This window comes from Corynebacterium crudilactis (assembly GCF_001643015.1).
GTDB classification, from domain to species: domain Bacteria; phylum Actinomycetota; class Actinomycetes; order Mycobacteriales; family Mycobacteriaceae; genus Corynebacterium; species Corynebacterium crudilactis.
This window is the reverse complement of record NZ_CP015622.1, coordinates 2,329,551-2,353,332: the sequence shown is the minus strand read 5'-3', so window position 1 is coordinate 2,353,332 and position 23,782 is coordinate 2,329,551. Positions and strand designations below refer to the sequence as shown.

The following is a 23,782-nucleotide window of genomic DNA, read 5'->3' as shown; positions in this document are numbered from 1 at the left end:
GGGCGATTAGTGTGTTGCTCATGTCTGAAACAGCTTTGACACTGGATCATGTGACCGTTCGACGTGGCGCAAAATTGCTTCTCGACGACATCTCCCTGACCATTCCCCAAGGCTCGCATTGGGCGGTACTTGGCCCAAATGGGGCGGGCAAAACCACCATCCTGAAGATCGCCGCCACTTTGCTGTATCCCTCGGAAGGTACCGCAGATATTTTGGGGCATCGCTTTGGTCGGGTTGATACACGTGAATTGCGTAAAACAATCGGGCTGGTTGATCCAAAACAAAAGTTCAGCAACCTACCGGCGCAAGAAATTGTGTTGTCGGGGCTGACTGCGTCCAATGGTGTGCTGCCTCGGTGGAGTGCCACCGCTGCCCAGTTAAACCACTGCGCAGAGATGATAGAGCTCGTGGGGATGACAGCTCGGGCAGATCGCATGTGGGCTGATATGAGCCAGGGAGAAAAAGCACGCACTCTGATTGCTCGCGCATTAATCATCGAACCAGCATTGCTGCTGCTCGATGAGCCAACCACTGGCCTTGACCTGCCAGGTCGGGAAACTTTGCTAAAAGTAATTGATTCTTTAAGAGCCTCGATGCCGGCGCTGACAACAGTGATGATCACCCACCATGTAGAAGAAATCGCCGCATCAACAACTGATATTTTGATGCTGAAAGATGCACGCGTATTGGCTAGCGGACCAGTGTACGAGATCATGACACCTGCCAATTTGGGTGCTCTTTATGACATGTCGGTTGTGCTGGAAACTGTGCGGGGTAGATGGTTTGCCTTTGAGGGCTTCTAATAAAGGTCTCTGCATTAAACCAGACCGAATTTGCACAAAAATGGACAGCTTGGTCTATCATTGCCAGAAGACCAGCCTTTTATGGGCAAAACATTAAAGTTTCAGGAGTTGATCTACCTTGTCTTTTGACCCAAACACCCAGGGTTTCTCCACTGCATCGATTCACGCTGGGTATGAGCCAGACGACTACTACGGTTCGATTAACACTCCGATCTATGCGTCTACTACATTTGCGCAAAATGGCCCTAACGAGCTGCGTAAGGGCTATGAGTACACCCGCGTTGGAAACCCCACCATCGTGGCATTGGAACAAACCGTTGCTGCTCTAGAGGGCGCACAGTACGGCCGCGCTTTTTCTTCAGGCATGGCTGCAACTGATATCTTGTTCCGTATTTTGCTCAAGCCAGGCGATCACATCGTCTTGGGCAATGACGCATACGGTGGAACCTACCGTCTGATCGATACTGTGTTTTCCGCATGGGGCATTGAATACAGCGTTGTCGATACCTCTGTTGTTGAAGAGGTCAAGGCAGCAATCAAGGACAACACCAAGCTGATCTGGGTGGAAACTCCAACCAACCCAGCCTTGGGCATCACTGATATTGCAGCTGTTGCACAACTGACTGAAGGCACTAACGCCAAGCTAGTTGTTGACAATACTTTTGCCTCCCCATACCTACAGCAGCCACTCAAGCTGGGCGCTCACGCAGTGCTTCATTCCACCACCAAATACATTGGCGGACACTCTGACGTTGTCGGTGGCCTTGTTGTCACCAACGAGCAGTCACTGGATGAAGAACTACTGTTCATGCAGGGTGGCATCGGACCAATCCCATCAGTCTTTGATGCGTATTTGACTGCCCGTGGCTTGAAGACTTTGGCGGTGCGCATGGATCGCCACTGCGACAACGCAGAAAAGATCGCGGAATTCTTAGATTCTCGCCCAGAGGTATCCACCGTGCTGTACCCAGGTCTGAAAAATCACCCAGGACATGAAGTTGCCGCAAAGCAGATGAAGCGCTTTGGCGGCATGATTTCAGTTCGTTTCGCAGGCGGCGAAGAAGCAGCGAAGAAGTTCTGTACCTCCACCAAACTGATCTGTTTGGCTGAGTCTTTGGGCGGTGTGGAATCCCTTTTGGAACACCCTGCCACCATGACCCACCAATCAGCTGCTGGTTCTCAGCTTGAGGTGCCTCGCGATCTGGTACGCATCTCCATTGGTATTGAAGACATCGAAGACCTGCTCGCAGATGTCGAGCAGGCCCTCAATAACCTTTAATTATTTGGCTGCGAGCAGCTTTTCAATGAAAGCAATGCGCGCATCCACCATGTAGCCGAAGAGTTCGTCCGAAGATTGGACGGACTCTTCAATTGCTTGATAGATCAGTGGAGCATCGACGTCAGGGTTTTGTTCCAACCACGGCTTAGGCACTGGATGGAATGCACCGGCACGGTCTTCTTCTGGGCGATTATCGTAGTTGTAATCAGAAGTCAGGGTGAAGCTAAAGACATCAGCCAGCATCATTTCTCGGACAATGGTTGCTTCCTTAAGGGAAAGGCCAATGCCGGTGAAGAAGTGAAGAGTCTTTTCTGCTCCTGCGATGCGCAGTGGAGACGTGCCCTGGGGCGAGATTTGTTCATCCAATCCGATCAAAAGTACACGAGGGGCTTCGCGGAATTGATCGCGCAGAGCGTTCCAAAGCGTGTCCACTGAACCGCGCCAATCCTCAGGTTCGAGATCTGGAAGCTCAATATCATCAATGATGCGTACCCAGACGCGGTCGATGATTTCCTGACGGTTTAATACATGGTTATACAATGCTCGTGGGGTGACACCCATATCTCGGGCAAGGCGGTTCATTGTTACTGCGGTAAATCCTTCACGGCCCGCAATTTTTAAGGTGCGATCAACTATGGATTCGACAGAAAGAATGCGTTGGGTAGGACGGCCAGGACGGCGTCCGGTAGTGGAGGTGGCTGCCAAATTTGGTGACACGGCTGGTTTCATAGTTTCGCTAGGCATGTTAATTGAGATTACGCTTTGTTGGGCAATACGACCAGCAAATCGCAAAAATACTGGACATATCAACTAAAATCCCTGAATAAAACATCTATCATTAGTTTTACACAGAGAATTCATACGAAAGGTTGACAATGAAAAACAAGATCGCGGTCGTTTCTGGAGCCACCGGAGGCATGGGAATTGAGATCGTAAAAGACCTCGCGCGCGACCATATCGTTTACGCGTTGGGCCGAAATGCGGAGCAACTTGAGGCGCTTGCAGAGATCGAAGATGTGGAAATTGTGGAGACCGATATCATCGCGGATGTCTTGGGTGCAGGGAGCGTCGGAAAGCTAGAAAACCTAGACCGCGTGGACACCCTGGTGCATGCTGCAGCGGTAGCGCGTGATACGACAGTGGAGGCTGGAAGCGTTGCCGAATGGCATGCGCATCTTGATCTCAACGTGATTGTCCCGGCAGAATTGAGCCGTCAACTGCTTCCAGCTTTGCGTGCTGCTTCAGGACATGTCATCTTCATCAATTCCGGTGCTGGCAATGGACCGCATCCAGGCAACACCATCTATGCAGCAAGCAAGCATGCGCTTCGCGGTCTTGCAGATGCCTTCCGCAAAGAAGAAGCCAACAACGGCGTCCGCGTTACAACTGTGAGCCCTGGCCCAACCAACACCCCAATGCTGCGCGGTCTGATGGATTCACAGGGCCAAGAATTCCAGCCTGAGCTCTATATTGAGACAAAAGAAATCGCCAACGCAATCAGGTTTGTGATTGACGCTGGCGAAACCACCCAAATTACCAATGTGGACGTGCGCCCACGTGTGGAATTAGGGGATCGAAAAGCCTAATTCTTAAGAGGCCTCTACTGGAATTTCTTCGGTAGAGGCTTGCTTACGGCCTGTCGCTAGTTTGCGAGCCATACCAATAAGGCCCGGAACAATTGAGATAAACACGATCAGCAAGAAAATAAGATCAATATTGTTGCGCACGAAATCGAACTGACCCAGCGCAGCACCCAAAGCAACCACACCAGCGCCCCACAAAATGCCACCAATCACGTTGTAAATGAAGAAGGTGCGGTAACGCATACCCGCCATACCAGCAACAAGCGGTGCATAGGTGCGCACAATTGGCACGAAACGGCACAAAATAATGGTCACAGGGCCATGCTTTTCAAAGAACTCCTCAGTCTGCTTGAGGTATTCCTGCTTGAAAATTCGACCATCAGGACGGTTAGTTAGCCGTGGGTGGAACTTATGGCCAATCCAATAGCCCACCTGATCACCAAGAATCGCAGCGATGGGGCACAACACAAGCACGAGCCACAATGGGGCAAAAGGATCAGCCTGGTTCGCCAGCAATCCGCCTGTGAAAAGCAATGAATCACCAGGCAGAAGTGGGAAAAGTAATCCTGATTCAATGAAAACAATGGCAAGCATGGCAGGCAGGATGAAACTGCCGAAAGGGCCAGAGCCGGAAAGCAGTTCCATAGGGTCGAGCCAGGATGGACCTAGCGCAACCTGGGAGACAGAATCTGCGAGAGTAAAAATCATGGTGGTCAGCGTACTCCTGCATGAAGAAATTTCTAATAGGAAAAATGCAGTTGTGAAGAAAAATGGGTGATTTCTCAGGGCGTTGTGATCCACGAGCTAGATCACAAAAACCTCCACCAGAAGTTTTTAAAAGGAGAAAACCTCCAGTGGAGGGAGGCGTCGAAAAGCGAAATCTTTAGACCTTTATGAGCTCTTCCTGTGCAGCCGGCTGCGGCATGAGTGCCATTTTTGCCTGTTCGCCGTCCAGTTCAGCATCGGATTCTTCATCGTAGACGTGCAGATCCGTACTAGTGCGAAGCGGCTTGATGTGGTCGATGATAAGGACAAGCGCTAAGGACACCGCACCCCAGATGAGGAGCGTATAAAGATGCCCGCTGACATTATCGCCATCGAAGTACAGGATTGAGCGGATGGTTTCCACGGCTGCCGGCATCGGCTATTTGTGGTGTCGGTGGTCAACGCCCTGCGCTGAAAAATCTGGATAAGATTCCAGATTTCATCCCGCGGTCCTGTTGGCTCTTACTGCGCGAATAATCTGAAGCACCGCGATACCAATCAATCCGTAGAACACAAGGGTGTAAAGCCAGTGACTGTGGGTGGTGATCATAAATTCCGGATTATCGGTGACCCAGTAGGAGCAGCGCATCCCCACTGGGAAAATTTCCAATCCACTGGACCACCCGATGGTGGGAGGAAAACTGTCAGTGGGAGAAGACGTCACAGGCGGAAACCAGTCGTCGGGCAGCCCATCTGGCACATAGCCGTCTCGTAGAGTACAGGTATAGCCGGGATAGTCGTTGAAATCATCAACAGCGGTCCAGGCGAGAACGCCGAGCGCACCAATGCTCGTAAAAATCGCCGACATGGTGGCGGACACCCGAATGGTGCTGCGCTGACGGGCGTGGAACGAGAAATATGTAGGAACCGCCCACATCGCGAAAGGCACCACGAAAGCAAAAAGCAGCGCGAGAAAATACATCGCCATCATGATCTCCATTTCTCTTCGAGCGCAACTCCACTCCTAAAGAGCTGACTGGTTTCACTACTATAGGGCGGATCTTACAATGAAGGTTTACGCTCTGGGCTGTGGCGAACGGGCCCGACCCCCCAGAAAGTGGACGAATGCAGAATAGATAACAAGGAGTGGAAGAAGCTTGCGCAGCGCACGGCTAGCAGGCGCAGCATTAGCTCCCACGACGATCATCATGAAGCCAGACAAAATCCAACCCATAGCAATGTACATGGAGACAGTACCCATGGAATCGATAGTTAGCAGCGGTGCAATATCTTCTTCAACCACAGGGATCTGCTCCGCTGACATTACTTGGCTAAATACCTGACCAACAACCATTTTTGCACTGCTGTTGCCGGACTGGTTGGTGATAATAGTTGCCTGTGGAACGTCCATAGAAGGCAGAACCAGAGCGCTCACAAGATTACGGTTAGCCACCAGCTGCCTGGTTTCTTCCGTATTATCACTGGCCTCAAAAACGAAGAGACCCTCCATGTTTTCTTCCAGACCCGCAATGGTCTGCTCGGCCTGTTCAATAGTCTGGCCAACTACTGCAACCGGCATATCCTTTGAGCCTGGCTCATGCATTGCACCCAACATGACGGTGAGCATCATGGACACCATGACGAAGGGGAAAATGAAGAGGTAAAGATAGCGCAGGGCGGATTCAATCGGTGGATGCACCCTAGGACTAGGGCTCAACCTGCCTTAGAAAAGCGCTCCCGAAATAGCATTTTCAATAGCCTGCGCAGCTGCTTCAATGGCATCAAGCAAAGCGTTGATTTCTTCTTCGCTTGACGTCAACGGCGGTGCGATGTGGAAGCGGTGGCCGGAAATCATTGGCCACACACCATGCTTCTTAAATGCTTCGGCACCGGCCGCCATGGCATCTGCGCTAGCTGGAGTTTTGGCAGCAGCATCGGAAACAAATTCCATAGCCCAGAAGAATCCCACGCCACGAACATCGCCGATTACGTCCTTGGATTCAGCCAATGCACGAAGGCGAGGTTCGATTACTTCGGAACCAAGGGCAGCAACGCGAGGGATGATTTCTCCCTCTGCATAAATATCTAGGGCGGCCTTTGCTGGAGCAACTGCCAATGGGTGTCCGGAATAGGTGAGGCCACCGGAATAAGCGGTATCGCCAAAGGTATCGCGAATTTCCTGAGTCATGATGACACCACCCAGTGGGACATAACCTGCGTTGACTCCCTTGGCGAAAGCGATCATGTCTGGCTGGAAGTTTTCGCCAGCGTGCTCGTAAGCAAAGAGTTTTCCAGTGCGACCAAAGCCCACCATGACTTCGTCCGCGATGAACAAAATGCCGTGCTTATCGCATAGTTCGCGCACACCATTGAGGTAGCCAGCTGGTGGAACGATGATTCCGGAGGAGCCAACCACTGGTTCCAGAACGATCGCGGCGATCATGTTGGCGCCTTCGAATGCGATGACATCTTCCAGGTGCTTTAAAGCGCGTTCGCTTTCTTCAGCTTCTGAGGTGGCGAAGAAAGAAGAACGGTACAGGAACGGTGCCCAGAAATGGTAGATATCGCCATCTGTAGTGGGGTTACCCAAACGGCGGTTTTCTCCGGTGAGCATCATCGAGGAACCAGTTGCGCCGTGGTAGCTGCGGTATGCGGACAGGATTTTATTGCGTCCAGTGTGCAGTCGTGCCATGCGGATTGAATGTTCTATGGCATCTGCACCGCCGTTGGTGAAGAACACCTGGGAGAAATCCCCGGGGGTCATGTCGATGATTTGGGCTGCCACATCAGAACGGACATCGTTGCCGAATGCAGGGTTGATATTGGTCAGGCGTGTTGCTTGGTGCTGGATTGCCTGAACCAAACGAGAGTTGTTGTGTCCCAAGTTTGCGGAGACGAGCTGTGAGCCCATGTCGAAAAAGGTGTTGCCATCGAAGTCGTAGAGCGTTGATCCTTCGGCTGCTGCCCAAACTTTGGGGCTGATCTTGTTTTGTGCGGACCATGAGTGGAAGACGTGTGCGCGATCATTATTAAATGCGCGCTTTTCCTCTTCCTTTGCTTGTGCAGACCCGAATTCGATGAATTCACCAGCGAAATTGGTGTAACCCTTCAATGACAACGCAGTTCACTCCCCAAAGATTAATCAGTCAGTATGTATCCCACACCCTAGATCAACCCGAGGTGTCTTAACACGTGAACGGCAGTTTTATCCGTTTCTTGCAGCATCAGGGGGTTGGTTCCGGGCATGGGGGAGATGGTGGTATCTGGCAATTGCCCATAGGTGGGGATGCCAATCAAATGCACGCGTGGATCTAAGTTTCCATTTGGATGCACGAGTAAACGGGTGGCTGGGTCAACTTCGGGGGAACCAGTTGGTGCTGCGGTGCCGTCGGTGGAGTAGTCGTTGAATGCGCGTACTCGGCCAGCTTCTTCTAGTGATAGTGCAAGGGGATCGGCGCTGCGGCGGACATCGGGGTTGTGCATCCAGGCATCAACCAGGACGTCTGCGCGCACGGGTGCATCGCCGGTGGTGGTGGAGGCCAGCTGCCACTGTCCGTTATGGACGCTGAGTCGCGGGCGGGCGCCGATGAAGTGGGCGAGGCCAGCGTCGATAAGCGCAAGTAGTTCGCGGGTGCGGAAAAGTGGAGGGCCGGAGCCGACCATTTGGCCAATCGCCATGACGGCGGCGAAGCGGTTGCGCCTGGATTCGAAAGTGAATCGGCCTTCCGCGCCCAGGATGGAGCTGGGTTTGCGGGCAGCGGAGATTGACCAGAGCGCAGATTTGAGCGGGCTGTCCCAGGCGAGTACAGCGTGGCGAATATCGCGGGCCAGACCATCGGCGATACGAGTGGTCAGCGCCTCAGCGCTTTCATTAATTCCCGCGAGCGGAAATTCCCAATCCTGCAGGTCAAAGCCTTCAGCCGCATGTGCTGCGAGGGCTTTAGGCAGCTTATCGACGTCCACCTCATCAATAATCTCCACAATTTTATCCAGACTCGTGTGGATAGCTTCTGGATTGACCCGGTTGAGGGTTTCATAAAAAGCTTCATAGGAATCGCGTGCCACAGCAGGCCATACTTCCATATCGTAATTAATGGATGCGACACCACGGTTTTGTGCATTGATTGCTGCAATGACAGCCTTGAGACGCGCCAGTTTGGCTCCCGGTGGCAAGGACTTATAATCAGATTTTGGAAGGTAGGGGTAGCCGCGTCCGGAAGAAATAACAAAGTGTGGCTCTTGCCCCGAGGCTTCATAGCGTAGTCCGGAACGAGTGCTGGGATCCTCATGGAAAACGCCGCCACGATCAATGGTGGTCAGCGCCATGATATCGAAAAATCCCATGCCCAAACCGCGCACGAGTACTTCTTCGCCTGCCGGAATGATGCTGGCGTTTTGTACCACCGGGTTTCCGGGTTTCACCCAGGCAAGATTGGAATGCTCTTCCAGTGCTGCCATGATCGATTGTTCTTCCGCATTTGGAGCAGGCGTTTGCCATCCGATGGATAGCACTGTGGAATCAACAGAAATCATCTCGGCATTATCTAGAGTGATGACATCGTGCTCGCCATCTTCACGCAGGCCAATTGCGCGAGCATGATGCTGTTCTACCTTCACCCACTCGGGCAATAAATGTAGTGCGACATCAAAAGCCCATCGCAAATATGCGCCATACAGTGCGCGTGAAGGATTTGATTGGATAACGGTGTTGCTTAGTTCTTCCCTAAAATCCTCCGCAACAGAAATCTCTGGGGGGTAGGTGCGGAAAAGCTCAATGGCCTTTTCTGGGATGCCACTTAAATCTGCATCTCCGCGCAGGAGCCGGATCCAATCAAATTGCAGGGGTCCTTCCACAACGGGTGAGATCACTGTAGAACCAGGTTCTGTGAAAAGCGTGACGGCACCGGCCAGCGTGTTCATGCATAATGTGCGTGTTTGATCAGTGCGCCAAATGCTGCCTGCACCCATCTGAGATTTTTCAATGAGGTGGATGGTGAGTTCAGAGTCGGGCTGTGGCGCATGATTGAGGGCTGCTGCGATCCTTTCGAGTACAGAAATACCCCTGGGGCCAACCCCGACGATGGCCACGTGCTTGTTATTGGTGCTCACAAAAAACTCCTGCTCAACGAAAAATGCACTGCGTTAATGGTCTTACTTAGACCACTCAGTCTAATCCAATATACCGCTTGGTCTAAAAGTGTGTTAAGTTCTGGTGAATAAATTAATTAACGCGTAAACAAACTTAAATGATTCACTGGAGGTAAGCCTAGTGTTTAAAAAGCACAGGCACGGTCTTGGCTCCCCCGAGACCAAACCGCGCTCAAGAGCCCGCAAGCTCGCAACAGTCACTGCCGCTACGCTGGCAGGATTAGCTATTTTGTCCGGCTGCACTGCCCAGCCCACAGAAACAGAAGACAACACTCTTACCTACTTAGAGCCACAGTTCTTCCGCACGCTGTATCCGCCATCAGCAGGTTTTTATCCAAACGGCAGCGTAGTGAACAACATTGCAGACCGCTTGCTCTACCAAGATCCCGAAACCTTAGAATTAAGCCCATGGATTGCCACTGAACTGCCGGAAATCAATGAGGATGCGACTGAATTTACATTCAATATTCGCACCGATGTCACCTACTCCGATGGCACCCCCTTGACTGCAGAAAACGTAGTGAAAAACTTCGATCTCTACGGTCTCGGTGATAAAGACCGTCGACTCACGATTTCTGAACAGATCACCAATTATAACCACGGCGAAGTAGTAGATGAGGACACTGTCCGCTTCCACTTCACTGAACCTGCACCAGGTTTCGCCCAAGCTACCAGCTCCTTCAATGCTGGTCTTTATGCCGATGCCACCTTGGATTTCGCCAATGAGGAATTCGCCCCGGGCAACGCTGAAAATATCATCGGATCCGGTCCATTTGTGATCACTGATGAAACCTTAGGTACTAACCTCACCCTGTCTGCTCGTGAAGATTATGACTGGGCTGCACCAGCACGCGAGCACCAAGGTCGCGCCAAACTTGATGCTGTCAACTATGTGCTTGCCGGTGAAGAATCTGTGCGCATCGGTGCAGTTGTTGCAGGACAAGGTGATATTGCCCGTCAGATTGAAGCTCCAGTGGAAGCACACCTGAAAAATGAAGGCATCACCATCATTTCAGCTGCCACCAATGGTGTGAACAACAGCTTCAACTTCCGTTTCAAAGATGAACTACTGTCTGATATCCGAGTACGCCAAGCTCTGATCCACGCGATTGACCGTGAAAAGATCATGCGCGTGTTGTTCAGTGAGTCCTACCCACTGGCTACCTCCGTGCTGGGGAAAAACGCATTGGGCTATAAAGAGCAGGTCGACGCTTATATCTATGACGTCGATAAAGCAGTAACACTGCTCGATGAAGCTGGCTGGACATTAGATGACGATGGCATGCGACGCAAAGATGGAGAACTACTAGAACTCACCTTCAATGAAGCACTGCCACAGCCTCGTTCACGTGAAGTAGTCATCATGGTTCAAGAACAACTCGGTGAACTGGGTATCAAGGTCAATCTCAATCCAGGTGATCAAGCATCACAGGATGCGGATTCCAAGGAACTAGGAAAAATCCAAGTCCGACACACCATGGTGGGTCGTGCTGATTATGACGTACTGAAATCCCAGCTGTATTCCACCAACCGCAATGAGCTGCTCAACATGACTGAATCCATGGATATTGGGGATCCTCATTTGGAAGAGCTTTTGATGGCCATTGCATCCAGCCCCAGGGAAGCTGATCGTGCCGCAGCTTCTGCAGCCGCACAGGATTACATCACTGAACAAGCCTATGTGCTGCCACTTTTTGAAGAACCAGTTGTCTACGGCGTGCAGCCTTATGTCAAGGGATTTAGCCCTGAAGTAATCGGACGCCCAAGCTTTTATGAGACCTACATTGACCATTCCAGTGAGGAGGAATAAATGACTACCTCGCAGATTCTGCGCCGCATTGGCCAAGCCATTTTAGTCTTGTTGGTCACCTTTACTTTGGCGTTTATCATGCTTTCTGCTCTTCCAGGAGATGCTGTTACCGCAAGGTATTCCAGCCCTGATCTAGGTCTGTCACCAGAACAGATTGCTCAAATCCGAGATTCCTATGGGGCTGATGAATCGCTGCTCGCGCAGTATTTCACCACCTTGGGTGGCTTCTTGGTGGGTAATTTCGGTTATTCCGTACAAACCGGAACTGCTGTTGCCACCCAACTGACTGAAGCCCTACCTGGCACATTGACCTTGGCTATTTTGGCTTTTCTTTTGGCAGCAGTGCTGGCATTGGTTATTTCCATCTTGGCCACTATGGATCGTTTTGCATGGATCAAGGGCTTCTTCCAAGCACTTCCTCCATTCTTCGTGTCTTTGCCAAGTTTCTGGTTGGGCATCATTTTGATCCAGGTTGTGTCCTTCCGTCTCGGTTGGGTTCCAGTCATTGGAACCACTCCGATCCAGGGATTGATTCTGCCTACGATCACGTTGTCTATTCCGATCGCAGCGCCTTTGGCCCAGGTACTGATTCGTTCTATTGAAGAAGTAAAAACACAGCCTTTCATCGCAGCTGTTCGTGCACGTGGTGCTGGTGAAATGTGGATCTTCTTCCGCAATGTACTGCGCAATGCGCTGTTGCCAACGTTGACCATCGCGGGCATTTTGTTCGGCGAATTGGTCGGTGGAGCCGTTGTGACTGAAGCAGTGTTCGGTCGTGCTGGTCTTGGCCAGATGACTGTTAATGCTGTGGCTTACCGTGACATGCCAGTGATGCTTGCAATCGTGGTTGTTGCCGCTGCTGTTTATGTTTTGATCAATCTCATCGTGGACTTACTATATCCAGTCCTCGATGCCCGTCTGCGCCGCAGAGAAAGGGCATAAGACTTTATTATGAGTAATCCTCCTATTTCTCCTAAAAAGCCAGTTTCCGCCAATCCTCGAACTGGATCAGCTGACCCGGCGCGCAAGCGCAAAGGTCTAGGAAATCCTTGGACTAAGCCTGCAACAGTGATTTCTATCGTGGTGCTGGCTATGGCTGTGTTGATGGCACTTATCCCTGCTCTGTTTACCTCGCAAAATCCATTTAATGGTGATGATGTCGCGTTGCTGGAGCCAAGTGGCACGCACTGGTTTGGTACGGATTCTGTGGGCCGTGATCTATACAGTCGTGTGGTTTATGGCGCGAGAGAAACCTTGTTGGGGGCTCTCATCGCAGTGTTGGTTGGTCTGATTGTGGGCACACTGCTTGGGCTTGTGGCTGGTGCACAGCGCGGTTTGGTTGACACTGTGTTGATGCGTTTTGTGGATGTGTTGTTGTCTATCCCTGCATTGCTGCTTAGCCTGACTGTTATTATTTTGCTGGGCTTCGGCACGATGAATGCTGCGATTGCTGTTGGTATTACGTCAGTGGCAACCTTTGCGCGTCTTGCGCGTTCTCAGGTGATGACGGTTGCTGGTTCTGATTTTGTGGAAGCAGCATACGGTTCTGGTGGAACTCAGATGCAGGTGTTGTTCCGTCACATTCTGCCTAACTCATTGACTCCTGTGTTGGCTTTGGCTGCGCTGCAATTTGGTTCGGCTATTTTGCAACTGTCTGTCTTGGGCTTCTTGGGTTATGGTGCACCTGCACCAACACCAGAGTGGGGTCTGCTCATCTCTGATGCACGTGATTACATGGCTACGTCATGGTGGCTGACTGTTCTGCCTGGTTTTGTCATCATCGCTGTGGTGATGTCTGCTAATTACTTAAGTCGCATCATCCAGAAGGAGGCATAGAAAATGTCTACTCCCTTGTTAGAGATCGAAGATCTCGTTGTCTCCTATCAGACAGCTAAAGGTTTAGTTCATGCTGTCAACAACGTCAGTCTTGAGGTGCATCCGGGGCAGATCACGGCGATTGTGGGTGAGTCTGGTTCGGGTAAGTCCACCACGGCGCAAGCTGTGATTGGTTTGTTGGCGGATAATGCAGAAGTTGATTCTGGCCGGATTTCCTTTAAAGGCAGTTCCCTTGTGGGGCTGAGTTCCCGTGAGTGGAAGAGCGTTCGCGGTACCAAGATTGGTTTGATTCCACAGGATCCGAATAACTCTTTGAACCCAGTGAAGACGATTGGTGCTTCAGTGGGGGAGGGTTTGGCTATCCATAAGCGTGGTACTGCTGCGGAGCGTAAAAAGAAGGTCATTGAGCTTCTAGAGCGCGTGGGTATTGATAACCCAGAAGTGCGCTATGACCAGTATCCACATGAGCTTTCTGGCGGTATGAAACAGCGCGCGTTGATTGCTGCTGCTATTTCGTTGGAGCCTGAGTTGATCATCGCGGATGAGCCAACTTCTGCGCTTGATGTGACAGTGCAGAAAATTATTTTGGATCTGTTGGAGGATATGCAGCGCGAACTGGGCATGGGTATTTTGTTCATCACCCATGATCTGGCGGTCGCAGGTGATCGTGCGGATCATATCGTCGTCATGCAAAAAGGTGAGGTGCGGGAAAGCGGTTTCGCTGCTTCGGTCTTGACCGATCCCCGGCATGAATATTCTAAGAAGCTGCTTGCCGACGCGCCCTCCCTCACCATCGGCGAGATCCCCGCGCGAGTACCGGCCGTAGATCCAGAGGTTGCTCGGGCTAAAGGCCCGCTGCTGGTCGTGGATAATTTCCGCAAGGAATACCAGCGCGGCAAAGAAGAAGTATTTGTTGCAGCCAATGATATTTCCTTCGATGTGCTACCTGGAACTACTCACGCCATCGTTGGTGAATCTGGTTCTGGCAAGACCACGTTGGGTCGTGCCATTGCGATGTTTAATACCCCAACTTCTGGTTCCATTTCTGTGGGTGGCACCGATATCACGAAGCTGTCGGCATCGAAGAAGCGGGAACTGCGCCAGCAAATTCAGCTGGTGTACCAAAACCCGTATTCTTCCCTGGATCCTCGCCAAACCATCGGTAGCACGATTGCAGAACCGCTGCGCAATTTCACCAAGGTGAGCAAAAAGGACGCCGAAGCCAAGGTTGCTCATTACCTTGAGCTGGTTGCGCTGGATCCAGCGCTGGCGAGCAGACGCTCACGAGAGCTTTCCGGCGGTCAACGCCAGCGTGTGGCCATTGCGCGCGCAATGATTTTGGAACCAGAGCTGGTTGTGTTCGATGAGGCTGTTTCTGCCCTCGATGTGACTGTGCAGGCTCAGATTCTGCGTCTGCTTGATGATCTGCAGCGCGAACTCGGACTGACCTACGTGTTCATTTCCCATGACCTGGCTGTTGTCCGAGAAATCTCTGACACTGTTTCTGTCATGAGCCGCGGCAACCAGGTAGAACTTGGCAAAACAGCCGATGTGTTTAACAATCCGCAAACTGAATTCACCAGTCGCCTCATCGACGCGATCCCAGGATCGCGCTATCGTGGTGGCGAACTTAATCTCGGACTTTAGGAGCAAAGTTTTATAATGTCAGATCTTATCGACATGCTGGTTGGAGAAGACCTCCCACAGTTGCGTGACAACCGTCCCCAAGCTCGTGATAATGCGCAAAAGAGCTTCGAAGCACTGCTTGAGCCAGTCAACCCAGGCACCTTCAGCTTTGGCGAACGCTACGCAGTAGCAACCTATGTTGCAGGCCTGCACCAGTTCGCCCCGGCAGTAGATCTCTACCAAGACTTGCTTCTCGACGATGCCCCAACCACTCTGGCACACGCGGTCTCCGATGCCATCGACCAGGGATTGTCCGAGGGACCTTACGGCACCTACCGTGAACCAGGCTTAGCAGCTGAATCCCAGCCAGGTGGATCTGTACGCAATGATGCATCCACCTTGGGTGAGCGTCTAGCTGCTGCATTCGATTATGCACACCTGTTGGTTTTCCACCCTCGCGATTCCCGCCCTGAGGTTTTGGGCAGGCTTTCTGGTGCTGGATGGAGTGCAGATGACACCGTGTCACTGGCCCAGCTGATTTCTTTCCTCACTTTCCAGCTGCGCGTGGCTTATGGTTTGCGCACATTAAATGGTGAAGAAATCCAAGCACAAGGCGTTCAACTTAACGCTCCAGAAGCTGAGTGGGAGCTGTCCAACGTAGGTTTTGAGATCGCCACCTATGAAGAACTCAACCGTCCAGAAGCCTTTGTTAACCACTCTTTGGGCTGGAAATCATGGGTTCCACCAGTAGAAAAAGCAGATCTTACTGAAGAACAGCTGGATTCACTCATCCAGCCACAGCGTGCAGATATGCCTTATTTCCGACTGCTTGCCCGCGATCCTGCAGCATTGAAGGCTCGTACGTTGACCGATCTAGACATCTTCTTCAACACTGATGGAGAAGGAATGGGTCGTGCAGAGCGCGAACTCGGCGCAACGGTTACCTCGCGCTACAACGGCTGTGTTTACTGTGCCTCTGTACACGCTGGCCGTGCACAAGAAGAATCTGGACGAGCCGATGATGTCAATGCACTTTTGGGCAGCATCGACGCCGACCTGGGCTCTGAACAGTGGAATGTTATCCGCGATGCAGCCCGGGCGCTGACTTCCACACCAGCTGCCTTCAACCAAGGATGCATCACCAAACTCCGCGGCGTTGGTTTCAGCGATCTGCAGATTGTTGATCTGATCAACTCTGTTGCTTTCTTCAACTGGGCAAACCGCCTGATGTTGTCACTTGGTGAGCCAGAAGTACCAAAGCGTTTCCTCTAGACCACAAAAACGTACTACCCCCCTGCCTAACCCATATAAGGATTGAGGCAGGGGGTTTTCGCATAGATTAGGAACTCATGAAGAAACTGCAAATGGCGGCCATTTTGGTCGGTGGCTTTGTCGGACCTTTTACCGGGCAAGCGCTCGCAGTAGTCTTGCCGGAATTTGCAGATACTTTTAATATCAGCGTCGGCCAAGCCGCACTGACTATCACGGCATATCTGTTGCCGTTTGCCAGCACCATGTTGATTTCTGGTCGTCTTACGAGGAAAGTACATCCGCATAAAGTGGTGCGGGCTGCCTATATTGCCACGCTTCCCTTGGCACTATTGCTGCTGATCACACCATCGTGGGAGCTTTTCCTCATCGCCTATGCTCTCATCGGTGTTGCTAATGCCTTTACTACGCCAGTGCTGCAAATTATGTTGCGTGAACTAGTCCCACCCAATGCACTCGGCAAAGCGTTAGGTACTTATGCCGCAATGCAATCCCTCGGCATGCTCTCTGCACCATTAGTAGCTGGGCTATCTTCAGTAATTTCTTGGCGCTTAACCTTCCTAGTCACTGCATTAGCCTCATTATTTGTCCTGATAGCGAGACTTCCTGTGGTGCCACCACCATCTGCATCAAAGCAAAATATTTTAGGCAAGGTGCAGTGGCTTCCCACAATCATCCATATGGCATCTGGTTTTATTGTGGGTGCTGGCATCATCGGAACCGGATTCATGACATCGCTGCACGTGGGAGATCAATTCAACTTTGATGCAGCTACCCGAGGACTCGTGGTCATGTGTGGCGGCCTGGCGGCATTTTTTGCCTCCCGAAAAATCGGAGATATGGCAGACAAATTCGGGGTGCGTGCCGTGCTCATTGTCAGTGCACTTATCGGAACCGTTGCACTGGGAATTCTTCCCATCGCGCCATGGGCAATTTTGGTAGCAGTGCTCTGGGCTCTCTCTGTAGCAGCTGCCCAAGGCATTCAAGCAACCGTTAACCTAGCGGTAATCGGCAGCCCTGGTGGATCTTCCCTTTTATCTACAGTGCAAGCTTTCCGCTTCTTCGGATCCGCCGCAGCACCAGTGGTATTCCTTCCCATATATCTGGGGATTGGTTCGGCTGCGTTTTGGGTCAGCGCATTAGCGCTGTTTTTCGTAGCCGTCGCCCAGTGGCTCAACCCGCAGCGCCTGAAATTGTAGAAAAGTCGAATTCTTCGATGAGACATAGATAGCTATATTGTGAAATTTTTCCGTTTAGTGTCGCTTTCTCATTGCCAAATACATAGAGGGAATACGTACCCATTTTACGCCTTTCGGACTTTGCTGTGATTGGAATTGGGGAATTAGGTATTTTCACCAATTTACATTTGTGCAGGTAGTTAGATTATTTTTGAAGTTAGGTCACCTCAATTTATAACATTTATGTAACGAAAGGGGTCATCTATTCCAAATGTGTCTTGAGACACATAGTCTCTACGTATGCACTTAACGGAAAAAGATAAAGCCCGAATCCCTGGGCGCCTATTGGTAGTCAAGGAGCCACCAGTTGAAGATGTGGCTGAGCAAAATAATCCAAAAGTAATCGAGACAGTTTCGTCCATGCTTTTGAATATTGAACAAAATGGCATGGATGCAGTGCTCCAATATTCCCGAGATCTCGATGGCTTCAATGGAGATATTAAGATTTCGGCGAAAGAAATTAAGCAGGCAGAATCTCACCTTCCAGAAGACTTAAAAATTGCACTTCAGGCGGGAGCGGAACGCACCAAGACTTTTGCAGAGATGCAGCGGGCACGTTTACTAGATTTTGAAGATGAAGTAATTCCCGGAGTGATCTGTGGACAGAAGTACATTCCAGTAAACAATGTCGGAGCATACCTACCAGCAGGACGCTTTCCACTTTTAGCTAGCCCTTTTATGACTGTGGGAGTAGCTAAGGCTGCAGGCGTGAAGAACATTGTTTCATGCACTCCACCATCCGCGAATGGTCGACCACATCCGGCGGTTCTTTATTCTGCACACATTTCGGGTGCTGAAGAAATTTTTGCAGTCGGAGGCGTACAAGCATTGGCATCAATGGCTTTTGGCCTTTTGGATGGCACTCCATCCGACATGCTTGTGGGAGCAGGAAACGCATATGTAGCCGAAGCTAAACGCCAGCTTTATGGAAACGTTGGAATCGATGTTTTAGCAGGCCCATCAGAGGTGGCTGTTCTTGCTGATGGCACCGCGGACGCTGAGATGGTTGCGTCTGATCTCCTAGCTCAGGCGGAGCATGGACCACAATCTCCGGCTTGCCTGATCTCAACTGATGAGAAGCTCGCAAGAGAGGTGCTCATCGAGATTGATCGTCAATTAAATAAGCTTGATACACGAGAAATTGCAAGTGCTGCATGGCGTGATTTTGGCTCTATTTATGTTGTTGAAAATAGAGAATCAGCTGTTATTGCAATGGATATCTTAGCTCCAGAACATCTAGAGATTCTTGCAGAAGATCTTGATTGGTGGCTAGACAACCTTACCTGTTATGGATCTTTGTTCTTGGGCCCATGGTCAACAGTTGCTTATGCAGATAAGGGAATGTCAGGTACGAACCATGTCCTCCCGACCGCAAGGGGAGCACGTTTCACTGAAGGTTTGTCAGTTCTAGGGTTTTTGAAACAACTGACATATCAACGGGCGGATAAAGAATCGACTCGAGCACAGGCGGAGCCAGTTGTCACGATTTCTGATTTTGAAAGAATGCCAGCGCACCGAGACAGTGCACAACTCCGACTCGATCGACTCTAAATAAAAACTATTGAAGGGTGTAAAAATGTCTATCAAAAAAGTTTTAGGGGTTGCAGCTTCAGTTCTAGCTACCTCAGTTTTTCTGACTGCCTGCGGAGCTGGTAGTCAAACATCAAGTAGTAATTCTGCTGTAGCTGCTTGTGACTTCGAAAACCCGGAGCAGAAGACAACCGTGAATGTGCTTGCCTATAACTCATCGGCAATTGATCCATTCACGAATTCTATGGTCAGTAGCTGTACAAAAGATAATCTTGAAGTTCGACATGAGCCAATTGACTTCGCAGGCCAGGTTCAAAGAACTCAGGCAACGCTCGGTACAGACAACGGAACCTATGACCTTATTGAAACATATGGATTTATCCTTCCGGGGTTGGCAGAACAAGATAAAGTTCTTCCGCTGAATGACCTTTTTGAGGAGTACTCAGATCAATACACCCTTGATCAGATCAGCAGCGATCTCATGGAGCGAATGAGCTATGATGGACAGCTTTTGGCTGTCCCAATGCAAGCTCAAGCATTCACATTTGTCTATCGCCAAGATGTATTTGACGAATTGGGTCTGGAAGTTCCAACAACCTTTGCTGAAATGGAAGAAAGCGCACAGGCAATCCAAGAATCTGGAAAAATGCAGTATCCGCTTGCCCTGCCATTTTTGTCTTCTAGCGATTTGGGAACGGCCTACATTGCAGCTTTGGGATCATTAGGAAAGCAATATGTAGATGAAAGTACTGGTCGGCCAAACTTTGACTCTCCAGAATCAAAGGTTGCCTTGGAGTCTCTGAAATCTCTTACTCAGTACATGGATCCGCAAGTCCTAACTTTTGATCAGCCAAAGGTTCAACAGCAGCTATTTAATGGACAAGCAGCTATGGCGATCATGTTCTCTGGCCGAATGGTTGATCTATTGGATACTAATCAAACCAATTTGAGTGAACAGTTTGCTTTCAGCGCCCCTCCTTCAGTAGAAGCGGGAGGAAAACTCTATTCGCAAGTTTCTATTGACGGATGGTCAATCCCCAAAAATACCAAACTTGATCCCGATCTATTGTTCAACCTAATTGGAGCATCAGTTTCAGAAGAGGCCTCAAAAGAATCAATCCCTGCGGCTTATCCAGCTCGCGAAGGTATTGCAAATTCAGAAAACATGCCCTACGCAGTTGCCGTGGAAGAGAGCATTTCAGGTGCACCGGAACCTCAGATCGTTCCATGGGCAGCAGATATGAGTAATGAGACTATCAATGTTCTGGCGCAGATTATCTCTGGTCAAAAGCAGGTTGACCCAGGAATGGCTGAAATGCAACAGATCGCTGAAGGCGTGATGGAGAAGTACTAATGCTCGACTGACGGAATGGGGCTCCATCCGTTGCGAACAAACTTCGATGAAACGCCAACAAAGAATGGGTGAGCGATGTGAAGCGTAGAGAATTTTGGATTCTAATGGGTCCAAGTCTCGTAATCATGATCGGACTTTTAATAGTCCCACTTTATAAAACAATACGTTGGAGCTTTGAGGAAGTTAGTTATGGCTCACCAGGAACGTGGGTTGGACTAGATAACTATTCTCGTGCATTAACAGATGATCGATTCTTGAGCGCTCTTGTTTTTACAACTGGGCTTACGATTACCACGACAGCAGTCATTGTGGTTCTCGCGTATGTGCTTGCAGTCATGGTGAACCGGCTTACTTGGCCTCGGCCAATTGTTCTGGGAGTGCTATTAATCCCATACGTTATTCCCTCAGTAGTAGGATCTGCGGCCTACTCCTGGCTGTTCGACTCCAACTTTGGTGGAGTGGTTAATTATCTCATTAGTTTGGTTAGCGACCAGCAAATTCTTTGGTTCACAGATGTTTGGCCCAATCGAATTCTATTGATGTCAAATATTGTCTGGTCTATGCTGCCTTTCGCAATTTTAATGATCTTGGCTGGGCTTCAAGGAGTTCCAAAAGAAATCATCGAGGCGGGAACAATGGATGGAGCTAACCTATTTCAACGCCACTGGAACATCATTATCCCGAGTATCAGAGGGATCATGGGATTTGTCCTCCTGATCTTGATCATGGATATTTTCCGAGTGTTTGACCAGTTGATTCCGTTGTCACCTGCTGCAGCGCAAATTGGAAATGAATCAGTAATGCTTTACGTATTCAATATTGCGTTTAGAGAAGGTTCACCACAGCTTGGGCTGGGAAGCGCTGTGAATATCTTGTCGATCATCGTGATTTTGGTTCTGCTTTACCCATCTATTCGGGGCGTTCTAAAGGAGGCGAGTGGACGTGAATAATCCAACTGCTCAAACGACAGGTGCTCAGCGGCTATCAGAAGCTCCTGATTCTGAATTTGAAAGTTCAAAGCAAAGTTATCTTCCTCAAAAACGAAAGATTAAGTTCGGTTGGCGTGGAACGCTAATTGCACTCGCAATGTTTTTGGTTTGTCTGTTTTGTCTGGCCCCATTTATCTGGACGATCCTGGCAGTCACCAAACCTCTGAATGTGGCATTTGCAAACCCTCCAGTATTTATATACGAGCCAACGGCTCAGGCCTTTATCTCGCTCTGGCAGGGAACACTTTTTTACAAATACTTATTAAACACAACGGTTATTGCATTTATTTGCACAGTCGTAGCGTTAGTAATTGGTATTCCTGCTGCGTATGCGTTATCTAGATTTCCTGGCTGGGTCTCCGCTGCATTGCTAGTGATGGCTCTAATATTTCGTGCTCTACCCAGGCCTGCCGTTGTGTTGCCATTATATGAAGTAACAAAACAGCTTGGAATTTATGATTCAGTCTGGGCTATTTCAGCAGCACTGATCGCTATCAATCAACCTTTTAGTATTTGGCTCTTGCGAAATTTCTTTGCTGAGATTCCAAAAGAACTAGATGAAGCTGCATTGATGGATGGATGCAACAGATTCCAAACTTTGCGAAGAGTAATGCTACCCATCATGGGACCAGGAATCTTGACAGCAGGAATCTTCATTTTCCTCTTTGCATTCCAAGAGTATTTTGCAGCAGTCATCTTGACCGATGTGGAGTCAAAGACTGTTCCAGTATTTATCGCAACGCAATTGGGGCAAACTCTGCCGATGCTTCAACAGGCTGGAGCCGCAACAATTTTATTGACGCTACCAGTTGTTGCAATTGCTTTCTTGGCGCAAAAGTACTTGGTTGCAGGTCTATCTTCTGGATCAGTTAAGGGGTAGAAGCTCAAAATGACTATTCCAATGGTTTTTATCTCAGGAATGAACCTTTCCCCCAGAATGTGGCATTCGTGCAGTCTCCCCTCAGATGCAATCATCTTGACCCCTGAAGCGAACTCAATAGAAGACAATATTGAGATGTTTTTGCAAGTCTTACCGGAAAAATTTTATCTCGGTGGATTAAGCCTTGGGGCTAATTTAGCAATGAGAATTGCTTCTGAAACTGACAGAGTTGCTGGTCTTATGCTTCTAGCTACGAACGCTAAAGGACCAACTTCGAAGCAGTTAAGTAATTGGAGAACAACGCGTCAAGAAGTAAAGGACGGAACCTCTCCTGAATCCGTTCAAGAAGGACTACTTCATTTGTTGCTTTCAGATGTCGGACAACAAGATCCGAACATGGTTAATCAAGCATTGAAATCAGCTGCAGATCTAAAACCGAAAGTCCTGGAAAACCAATTACTTACGCAGGCTACTAGGGTAGATCAGCGCTCTGAACTGCGGAAAATAGGTGCACCGACCATTGTGATTGCAGGGGGAGAAGATGCTATGTGTCCGGTGTCAAACCATGAAGAAATTGCATCATTGATACCCAATGCACAACTAGTAATGGCAGAAAATTCTGGCCATTTAATTCCGATTGAATCGCCTGAAACTGTTAATCATGCGATTACCCAATTAATACAGAACTAGGAGTTCAACCGTCATGCCAATGGACAATCCACTAAATATCAAAGAGATTGCATATGCACCATATGCAAATCCTGATGAGTTTATCCGTGAAGTTACCGACCGTATTTGGGTCGAACGAGATATCGAGCATATCTATGAGAATTATGAACCGGACTCTATTGTTCATGGTCCTGGAGGAACTGCAATTGGTGTTGAGCAGGTGGTTCAGGGGACAACAATGCGCATTGCGAAAGTCCCAGATCATATTGGACTTGCAGAAGATGTTATTTGGGAAGCCCGAAACGATAATGCATTTCTAAGTTCCCACCTAGTACTGGGGATCGATCATGTTCCTACCCCAGAAGGGCTCAAGATCACGAGAAGTCGCACTATTGCCAATTGTCTTTACCGAGAAGGCCGCATGGTAGAAGAATGGGTTGTTCGAGATTCTCTTGCGAATTGCCTTCAGCTGGGAATCGACCCTGCAGTTGCAGCTGAACAACTTCCATATGTCGGGTACTCAGGGAGTTTCAAAGATCATGCACCCAGTGATGTGCTTTCTGTTGGTGATTCGGGCCCTCGAGAAAATGATTATCCCGAAGAATGCCAAATGGTTTTAGAGATGATCAAAAATGTATGGTCTCGAAGAAATTTCAAGAGTATGTCGAAGTACTTCGATCGCGACGTAATTTTGCATTCGGTTGGAGACAAAACCGTTGTTAGGCCGAAAGCATATCAAGAAGACCTTCTTCATCTAGTGAGTGGTTTTCCTGGATGTGAATTTGAAGTAAGAGATGTTCAAGCAAACTTCGAGACCCGGTATGGAGGTCTGCGAGTAGCAGTTGCTTGGAAACTAAAAGGAAACTACTCGGGTGTAGATATCTTTGGCGAACTTTCAGGCCAAGATATTGAGATCCTCGGTGTTTCTCAATTCCAGATTCATGATCAGAAGATCATCCGGGAAGTCAGGGTTTTTGATTGGGTTGGAGTTTTGGCCCAAATCGAAGCAACACGAGGAGATGGTGAATACAAATTTGAGAATCTTTACTAAGCCAGAACGCAA

General features: G+C 49.6%; 22 protein-coding genes. 15 read left to right on the top strand and 7 right to left on the bottom strand.

Going from position 1 to position 23,782, the window contains the following annotated elements:
* Window positions 1-20: 20 nt before the first annotated feature.
* Both ccrud_RS10965 and ccrud_RS10960 read left to right on the top strand, forming a co-directional pair.
* Window positions 21-803 (top strand): ABC transporter ATP-binding protein, encoded by a 783-nt coding sequence (locus ccrud_RS10965; protein WP_066567549.1) that lies wholly within the window; start codon window positions 21-23, stop codon window positions 801-803.
* Between the two features lie 118 nt (window positions 804-921).
* On the top strand, window positions 922-2,082 hold the full coding sequence (locus ccrud_RS10960) for a cystathionine gamma-synthase (protein ID WP_066567547.1): 1,161 nt from the start codon (window positions 922-924) through the stop codon (window positions 2,080-2,082).
* On the opposite strand, the gene ccrud_RS10955 is transcribed toward ccrud_RS10960, so the two are convergent.
* A complete protein-coding gene (locus ccrud_RS10955; protein WP_066567542.1) occupies window positions 2,083-2,826 on the bottom strand; it encodes a TetR/AcrR family transcriptional regulator in 744 nt (247 codons plus the stop codon).
* Window positions 2,827-2,957: 131 nt separating this feature from the next.
* Between ccrud_RS10955 and ccrud_RS10950 the strand changes: the two genes are divergently transcribed.
* Complete coding sequence (locus ccrud_RS10950; RefSeq protein WP_066567539.1) at window positions 2,958-3,668, top strand: SDR family oxidoreductase; 711 nt, start codon at window positions 2,958-2,960, stop codon at window positions 3,666-3,668.
* A gap of 3 nt (window positions 3,669-3,671) precedes the next feature.
* Here ccrud_RS10950 and ccrud_RS10945 read toward each other — a convergent pair whose 3' ends face one another.
* The 6 genes from ccrud_RS10945 to ccrud_RS10920 all read right to left on the bottom strand — a co-directional run bounded on the left by ccrud_RS10945 (window position 3,672) and on the right by ccrud_RS10920 (window position 9,479).
* Window positions 3,672-4,373 carry a DedA family protein gene (locus tag ccrud_RS10945; protein WP_066567536.1) on the bottom strand — a complete coding sequence of 234 codons (702 nt, stop codon included), beginning with the start codon at window positions 4,371-4,373 and terminating at the stop codon, window positions 3,672-3,674.
* A gap of 175 nt (window positions 4,374-4,548) precedes the next feature.
* Window positions 4,549-4,806, bottom strand: coding sequence for a hypothetical protein (locus tag ccrud_RS10940; RefSeq protein ID WP_066567532.1), 258 nt, complete (start codon window positions 4,804-4,806; stop codon window positions 4,549-4,551).
* A 63-nt stretch (window positions 4,807-4,869) separates the two neighbouring features.
* Entirely contained in the window at window positions 4,870-5,370 is a 501-nt protein-coding gene (locus ccrud_RS10935; RefSeq protein ID WP_066567530.1) for a hypothetical protein, read from the bottom strand.
* A gap of 75 nt (window positions 5,371-5,445) precedes the next feature.
* On the bottom strand, window positions 5,446-6,087 hold the full coding sequence (locus tag ccrud_RS10930) for an ABC transporter permease (RefSeq protein WP_157776023.1): 642 nt from the start codon (window positions 6,085-6,087) through the stop codon (window positions 5,446-5,448).
* A 6-nt stretch (window positions 6,088-6,093) separates the two neighbouring features.
* Window positions 6,094-7,488 carry an aspartate aminotransferase family protein gene (locus ccrud_RS10925; RefSeq protein ID WP_066567523.1) on the bottom strand — a complete coding sequence of 465 codons (1,395 nt, stop codon included), beginning with the start codon at window positions 7,486-7,488 and terminating at the stop codon, window positions 6,094-6,096.
* 47 nt (window positions 7,489-7,535) lie between these two features.
* On the bottom strand, window positions 7,536-9,479 hold the full coding sequence (locus tag ccrud_RS10920) for an FAD/NAD(P)-binding protein (RefSeq protein WP_066567521.1): 1,944 nt from the start codon (window positions 9,477-9,479) through the stop codon (window positions 7,536-7,538).
* Window positions 9,480-9,639: 160 nt separating this feature from the next.
* Here ccrud_RS10920 and ccrud_RS10915 point away from each other — a divergent pair, with 160 nt between their 5' ends.
* The 12 genes from ccrud_RS10915 (at window position 9,640) to ccrud_RS10860 (ending at window position 23,770) form a co-directional block, all read left to right on the top strand.
* Window positions 9,640-11,328 (top strand): TIGR04028 family ABC transporter substrate-binding protein, encoded by a 1,689-nt coding sequence (locus ccrud_RS10915; RefSeq protein WP_066567519.1) that lies wholly within the window; start codon window positions 9,640-9,642, stop codon window positions 11,326-11,328.
* On the top strand, window positions 11,329-12,270 hold the full coding sequence (locus tag ccrud_RS10910; RefSeq protein ID WP_066567517.1) for an ABC transporter permease: 942 nt from the start codon (window positions 11,329-11,331) through the stop codon (window positions 12,268-12,270). It abuts the gene before it with no gap.
* A 9-nt stretch (window positions 12,271-12,279) separates the two neighbouring features.
* Window positions 12,280-13,164: an ABC transporter permease gene (locus ccrud_RS10905; protein WP_066567516.1), complete on the top strand. Its 885-nt coding sequence runs from the start codon at window positions 12,280-12,282 to the stop codon at window positions 13,162-13,164.
* A gap of 3 nt (window positions 13,165-13,167) precedes the next feature.
* The gene (locus tag ccrud_RS10900) at window positions 13,168-14,811 is read left to right on the top strand and encodes a dipeptide ABC transporter ATP-binding protein (protein ID WP_066567514.1); all 1,644 of its coding nucleotides are present in this window, start codon (window positions 13,168-13,170) and stop codon (window positions 14,809-14,811) included.
* A 15-nt stretch (window positions 14,812-14,826) separates the two neighbouring features.
* Window positions 14,827-16,062, top strand: a complete 1,236-nt coding sequence (locus ccrud_RS10895) for an alkylhydroperoxidase domain protein (protein ID WP_066567512.1) — start codon at window positions 14,827-14,829, stop codon at window positions 16,060-16,062.
* 77 nt (window positions 16,063-16,139) lie between these two features.
* Window positions 16,140-17,258, top strand: a complete 1,119-nt coding sequence (locus ccrud_RS10890) for an MFS transporter (protein WP_066567511.1) — start codon at window positions 16,140-16,142, stop codon at window positions 17,256-17,258.
* Between the two features lie 279 nt (window positions 17,259-17,537).
* Complete coding sequence (gene hisD / locus ccrud_RS10885; protein ID WP_066567510.1) at window positions 17,538-18,848, top strand: histidinol dehydrogenase; 1,311 nt, start codon at window positions 17,538-17,540, stop codon at window positions 18,846-18,848.
* Window positions 18,849-18,873: 25 nt separating this feature from the next.
* Window positions 18,874-20,181 (top strand): ABC transporter substrate-binding protein, encoded by a 1,308-nt coding sequence (locus ccrud_RS10880; protein ID WP_066567507.1) that lies wholly within the window; start codon window positions 18,874-18,876, stop codon window positions 20,179-20,181.
* Between the two features lie 125 nt (window positions 20,182-20,306).
* Complete coding sequence (locus ccrud_RS10875) at window positions 20,307-21,131, top strand: carbohydrate ABC transporter permease (protein WP_157776022.1); 825 nt, start codon at window positions 20,307-20,309, stop codon at window positions 21,129-21,131.
* Window positions 21,124-22,050, top strand: coding sequence for a carbohydrate ABC transporter permease (locus ccrud_RS10870; protein ID WP_066567501.1), 927 nt, complete (start codon window positions 21,124-21,126; stop codon window positions 22,048-22,050). Before ccrud_RS10875 ends, ccrud_RS10870 begins: the two co-directional genes overlap by 8 nt.
* Window positions 22,051-22,059: 9 nt before the next feature.
* Entirely contained in the window at window positions 22,060-22,740 is a 681-nt protein-coding gene (locus ccrud_RS10865; protein WP_066567498.1) for an alpha/beta fold hydrolase, read from the top strand.
* A gap of 13 nt (window positions 22,741-22,753) precedes the next feature.
* Window positions 22,754-23,770, top strand: coding sequence for a nuclear transport factor 2 family protein (locus ccrud_RS10860; protein ID WP_066567489.1), 1,017 nt, complete (start codon window positions 22,754-22,756; stop codon window positions 23,768-23,770).
* The last annotated feature ends 12 nt before the right edge of the window (window positions 23,771-23,782 follow it).

Coding starts and splice junctions, on each gene's coding strand:
- ccrud_RS10965 (WP_066567549.1), top strand. CDS start 21: ATGTCTGAAACAGCTTTGACACTGGATCATGTGACCGTTCGACGTGGC.
- ccrud_RS10955 (WP_066567542.1), bottom strand. CDS start 2,826: ATGCCTAGCGAAACTATGAAACCAGCCGTGTCACCAAATTTGGCAGCC.
- ccrud_RS10950 (WP_066567539.1), top strand. CDS start 2,958: ATGAAAAACAAGATCGCGGTCGTTTCTGGAGCCACCGGAGGCATGGGA.
- ccrud_RS10945 (WP_066567536.1), bottom strand. CDS start 4,373: ATGATTTTTACTCTCGCAGATTCTGTCTCCCAGGTTGCGCTAGGTCCA.
- ccrud_RS10940 (WP_066567532.1), bottom strand. CDS start 4,806: ATGCCGGCAGCCGTGGAAACCATCCGCTCAATCCTGTACTTCGATGGC.
- ccrud_RS10935 (WP_066567530.1), bottom strand. CDS start 5,370: ATGGAGATCATGATGGCGATGTATTTTCTCGCGCTGCTTTTTGCTTTC.
- ccrud_RS10910 (WP_066567517.1), top strand. CDS start 11,329: ATGACTACCTCGCAGATTCTGCGCCGCATTGGCCAAGCCATTTTAGTC.
- ccrud_RS10905 (WP_066567516.1), top strand. CDS start 12,280: ATGAGTAATCCTCCTATTTCTCCTAAAAAGCCAGTTTCCGCCAATCCT.
- ccrud_RS10900 (WP_066567514.1), top strand. CDS start 13,168: ATGTCTACTCCCTTGTTAGAGATCGAAGATCTCGTTGTCTCCTATCAG.
- ccrud_RS10895 (WP_066567512.1), top strand. CDS start 14,827: ATGTCAGATCTTATCGACATGCTGGTTGGAGAAGACCTCCCACAGTTG.
- ccrud_RS10890 (WP_066567511.1), top strand. CDS start 16,140: ATGAAGAAACTGCAAATGGCGGCCATTTTGGTCGGTGGCTTTGTCGGA.
- hisD (WP_066567510.1), top strand. CDS start 17,538: ATGCACTTAACGGAAAAAGATAAAGCCCGAATCCCTGGGCGCCTATTG.
- ccrud_RS10880 (WP_066567507.1), top strand. CDS start 18,874: ATGTCTATCAAAAAAGTTTTAGGGGTTGCAGCTTCAGTTCTAGCTACC.
- ccrud_RS10875 (WP_157776022.1), top strand. CDS start 20,307: ATGATCGGACTTTTAATAGTCCCACTTTATAAAACAATACGTTGGAGC.
- ccrud_RS10865 (WP_066567498.1), top strand. CDS start 22,060: ATGACTATTCCAATGGTTTTTATCTCAGGAATGAACCTTTCCCCCAGA.
- ccrud_RS10860 (WP_066567489.1), top strand. CDS start 22,754: ATGCCAATGGACAATCCACTAAATATCAAAGAGATTGCATATGCACCA.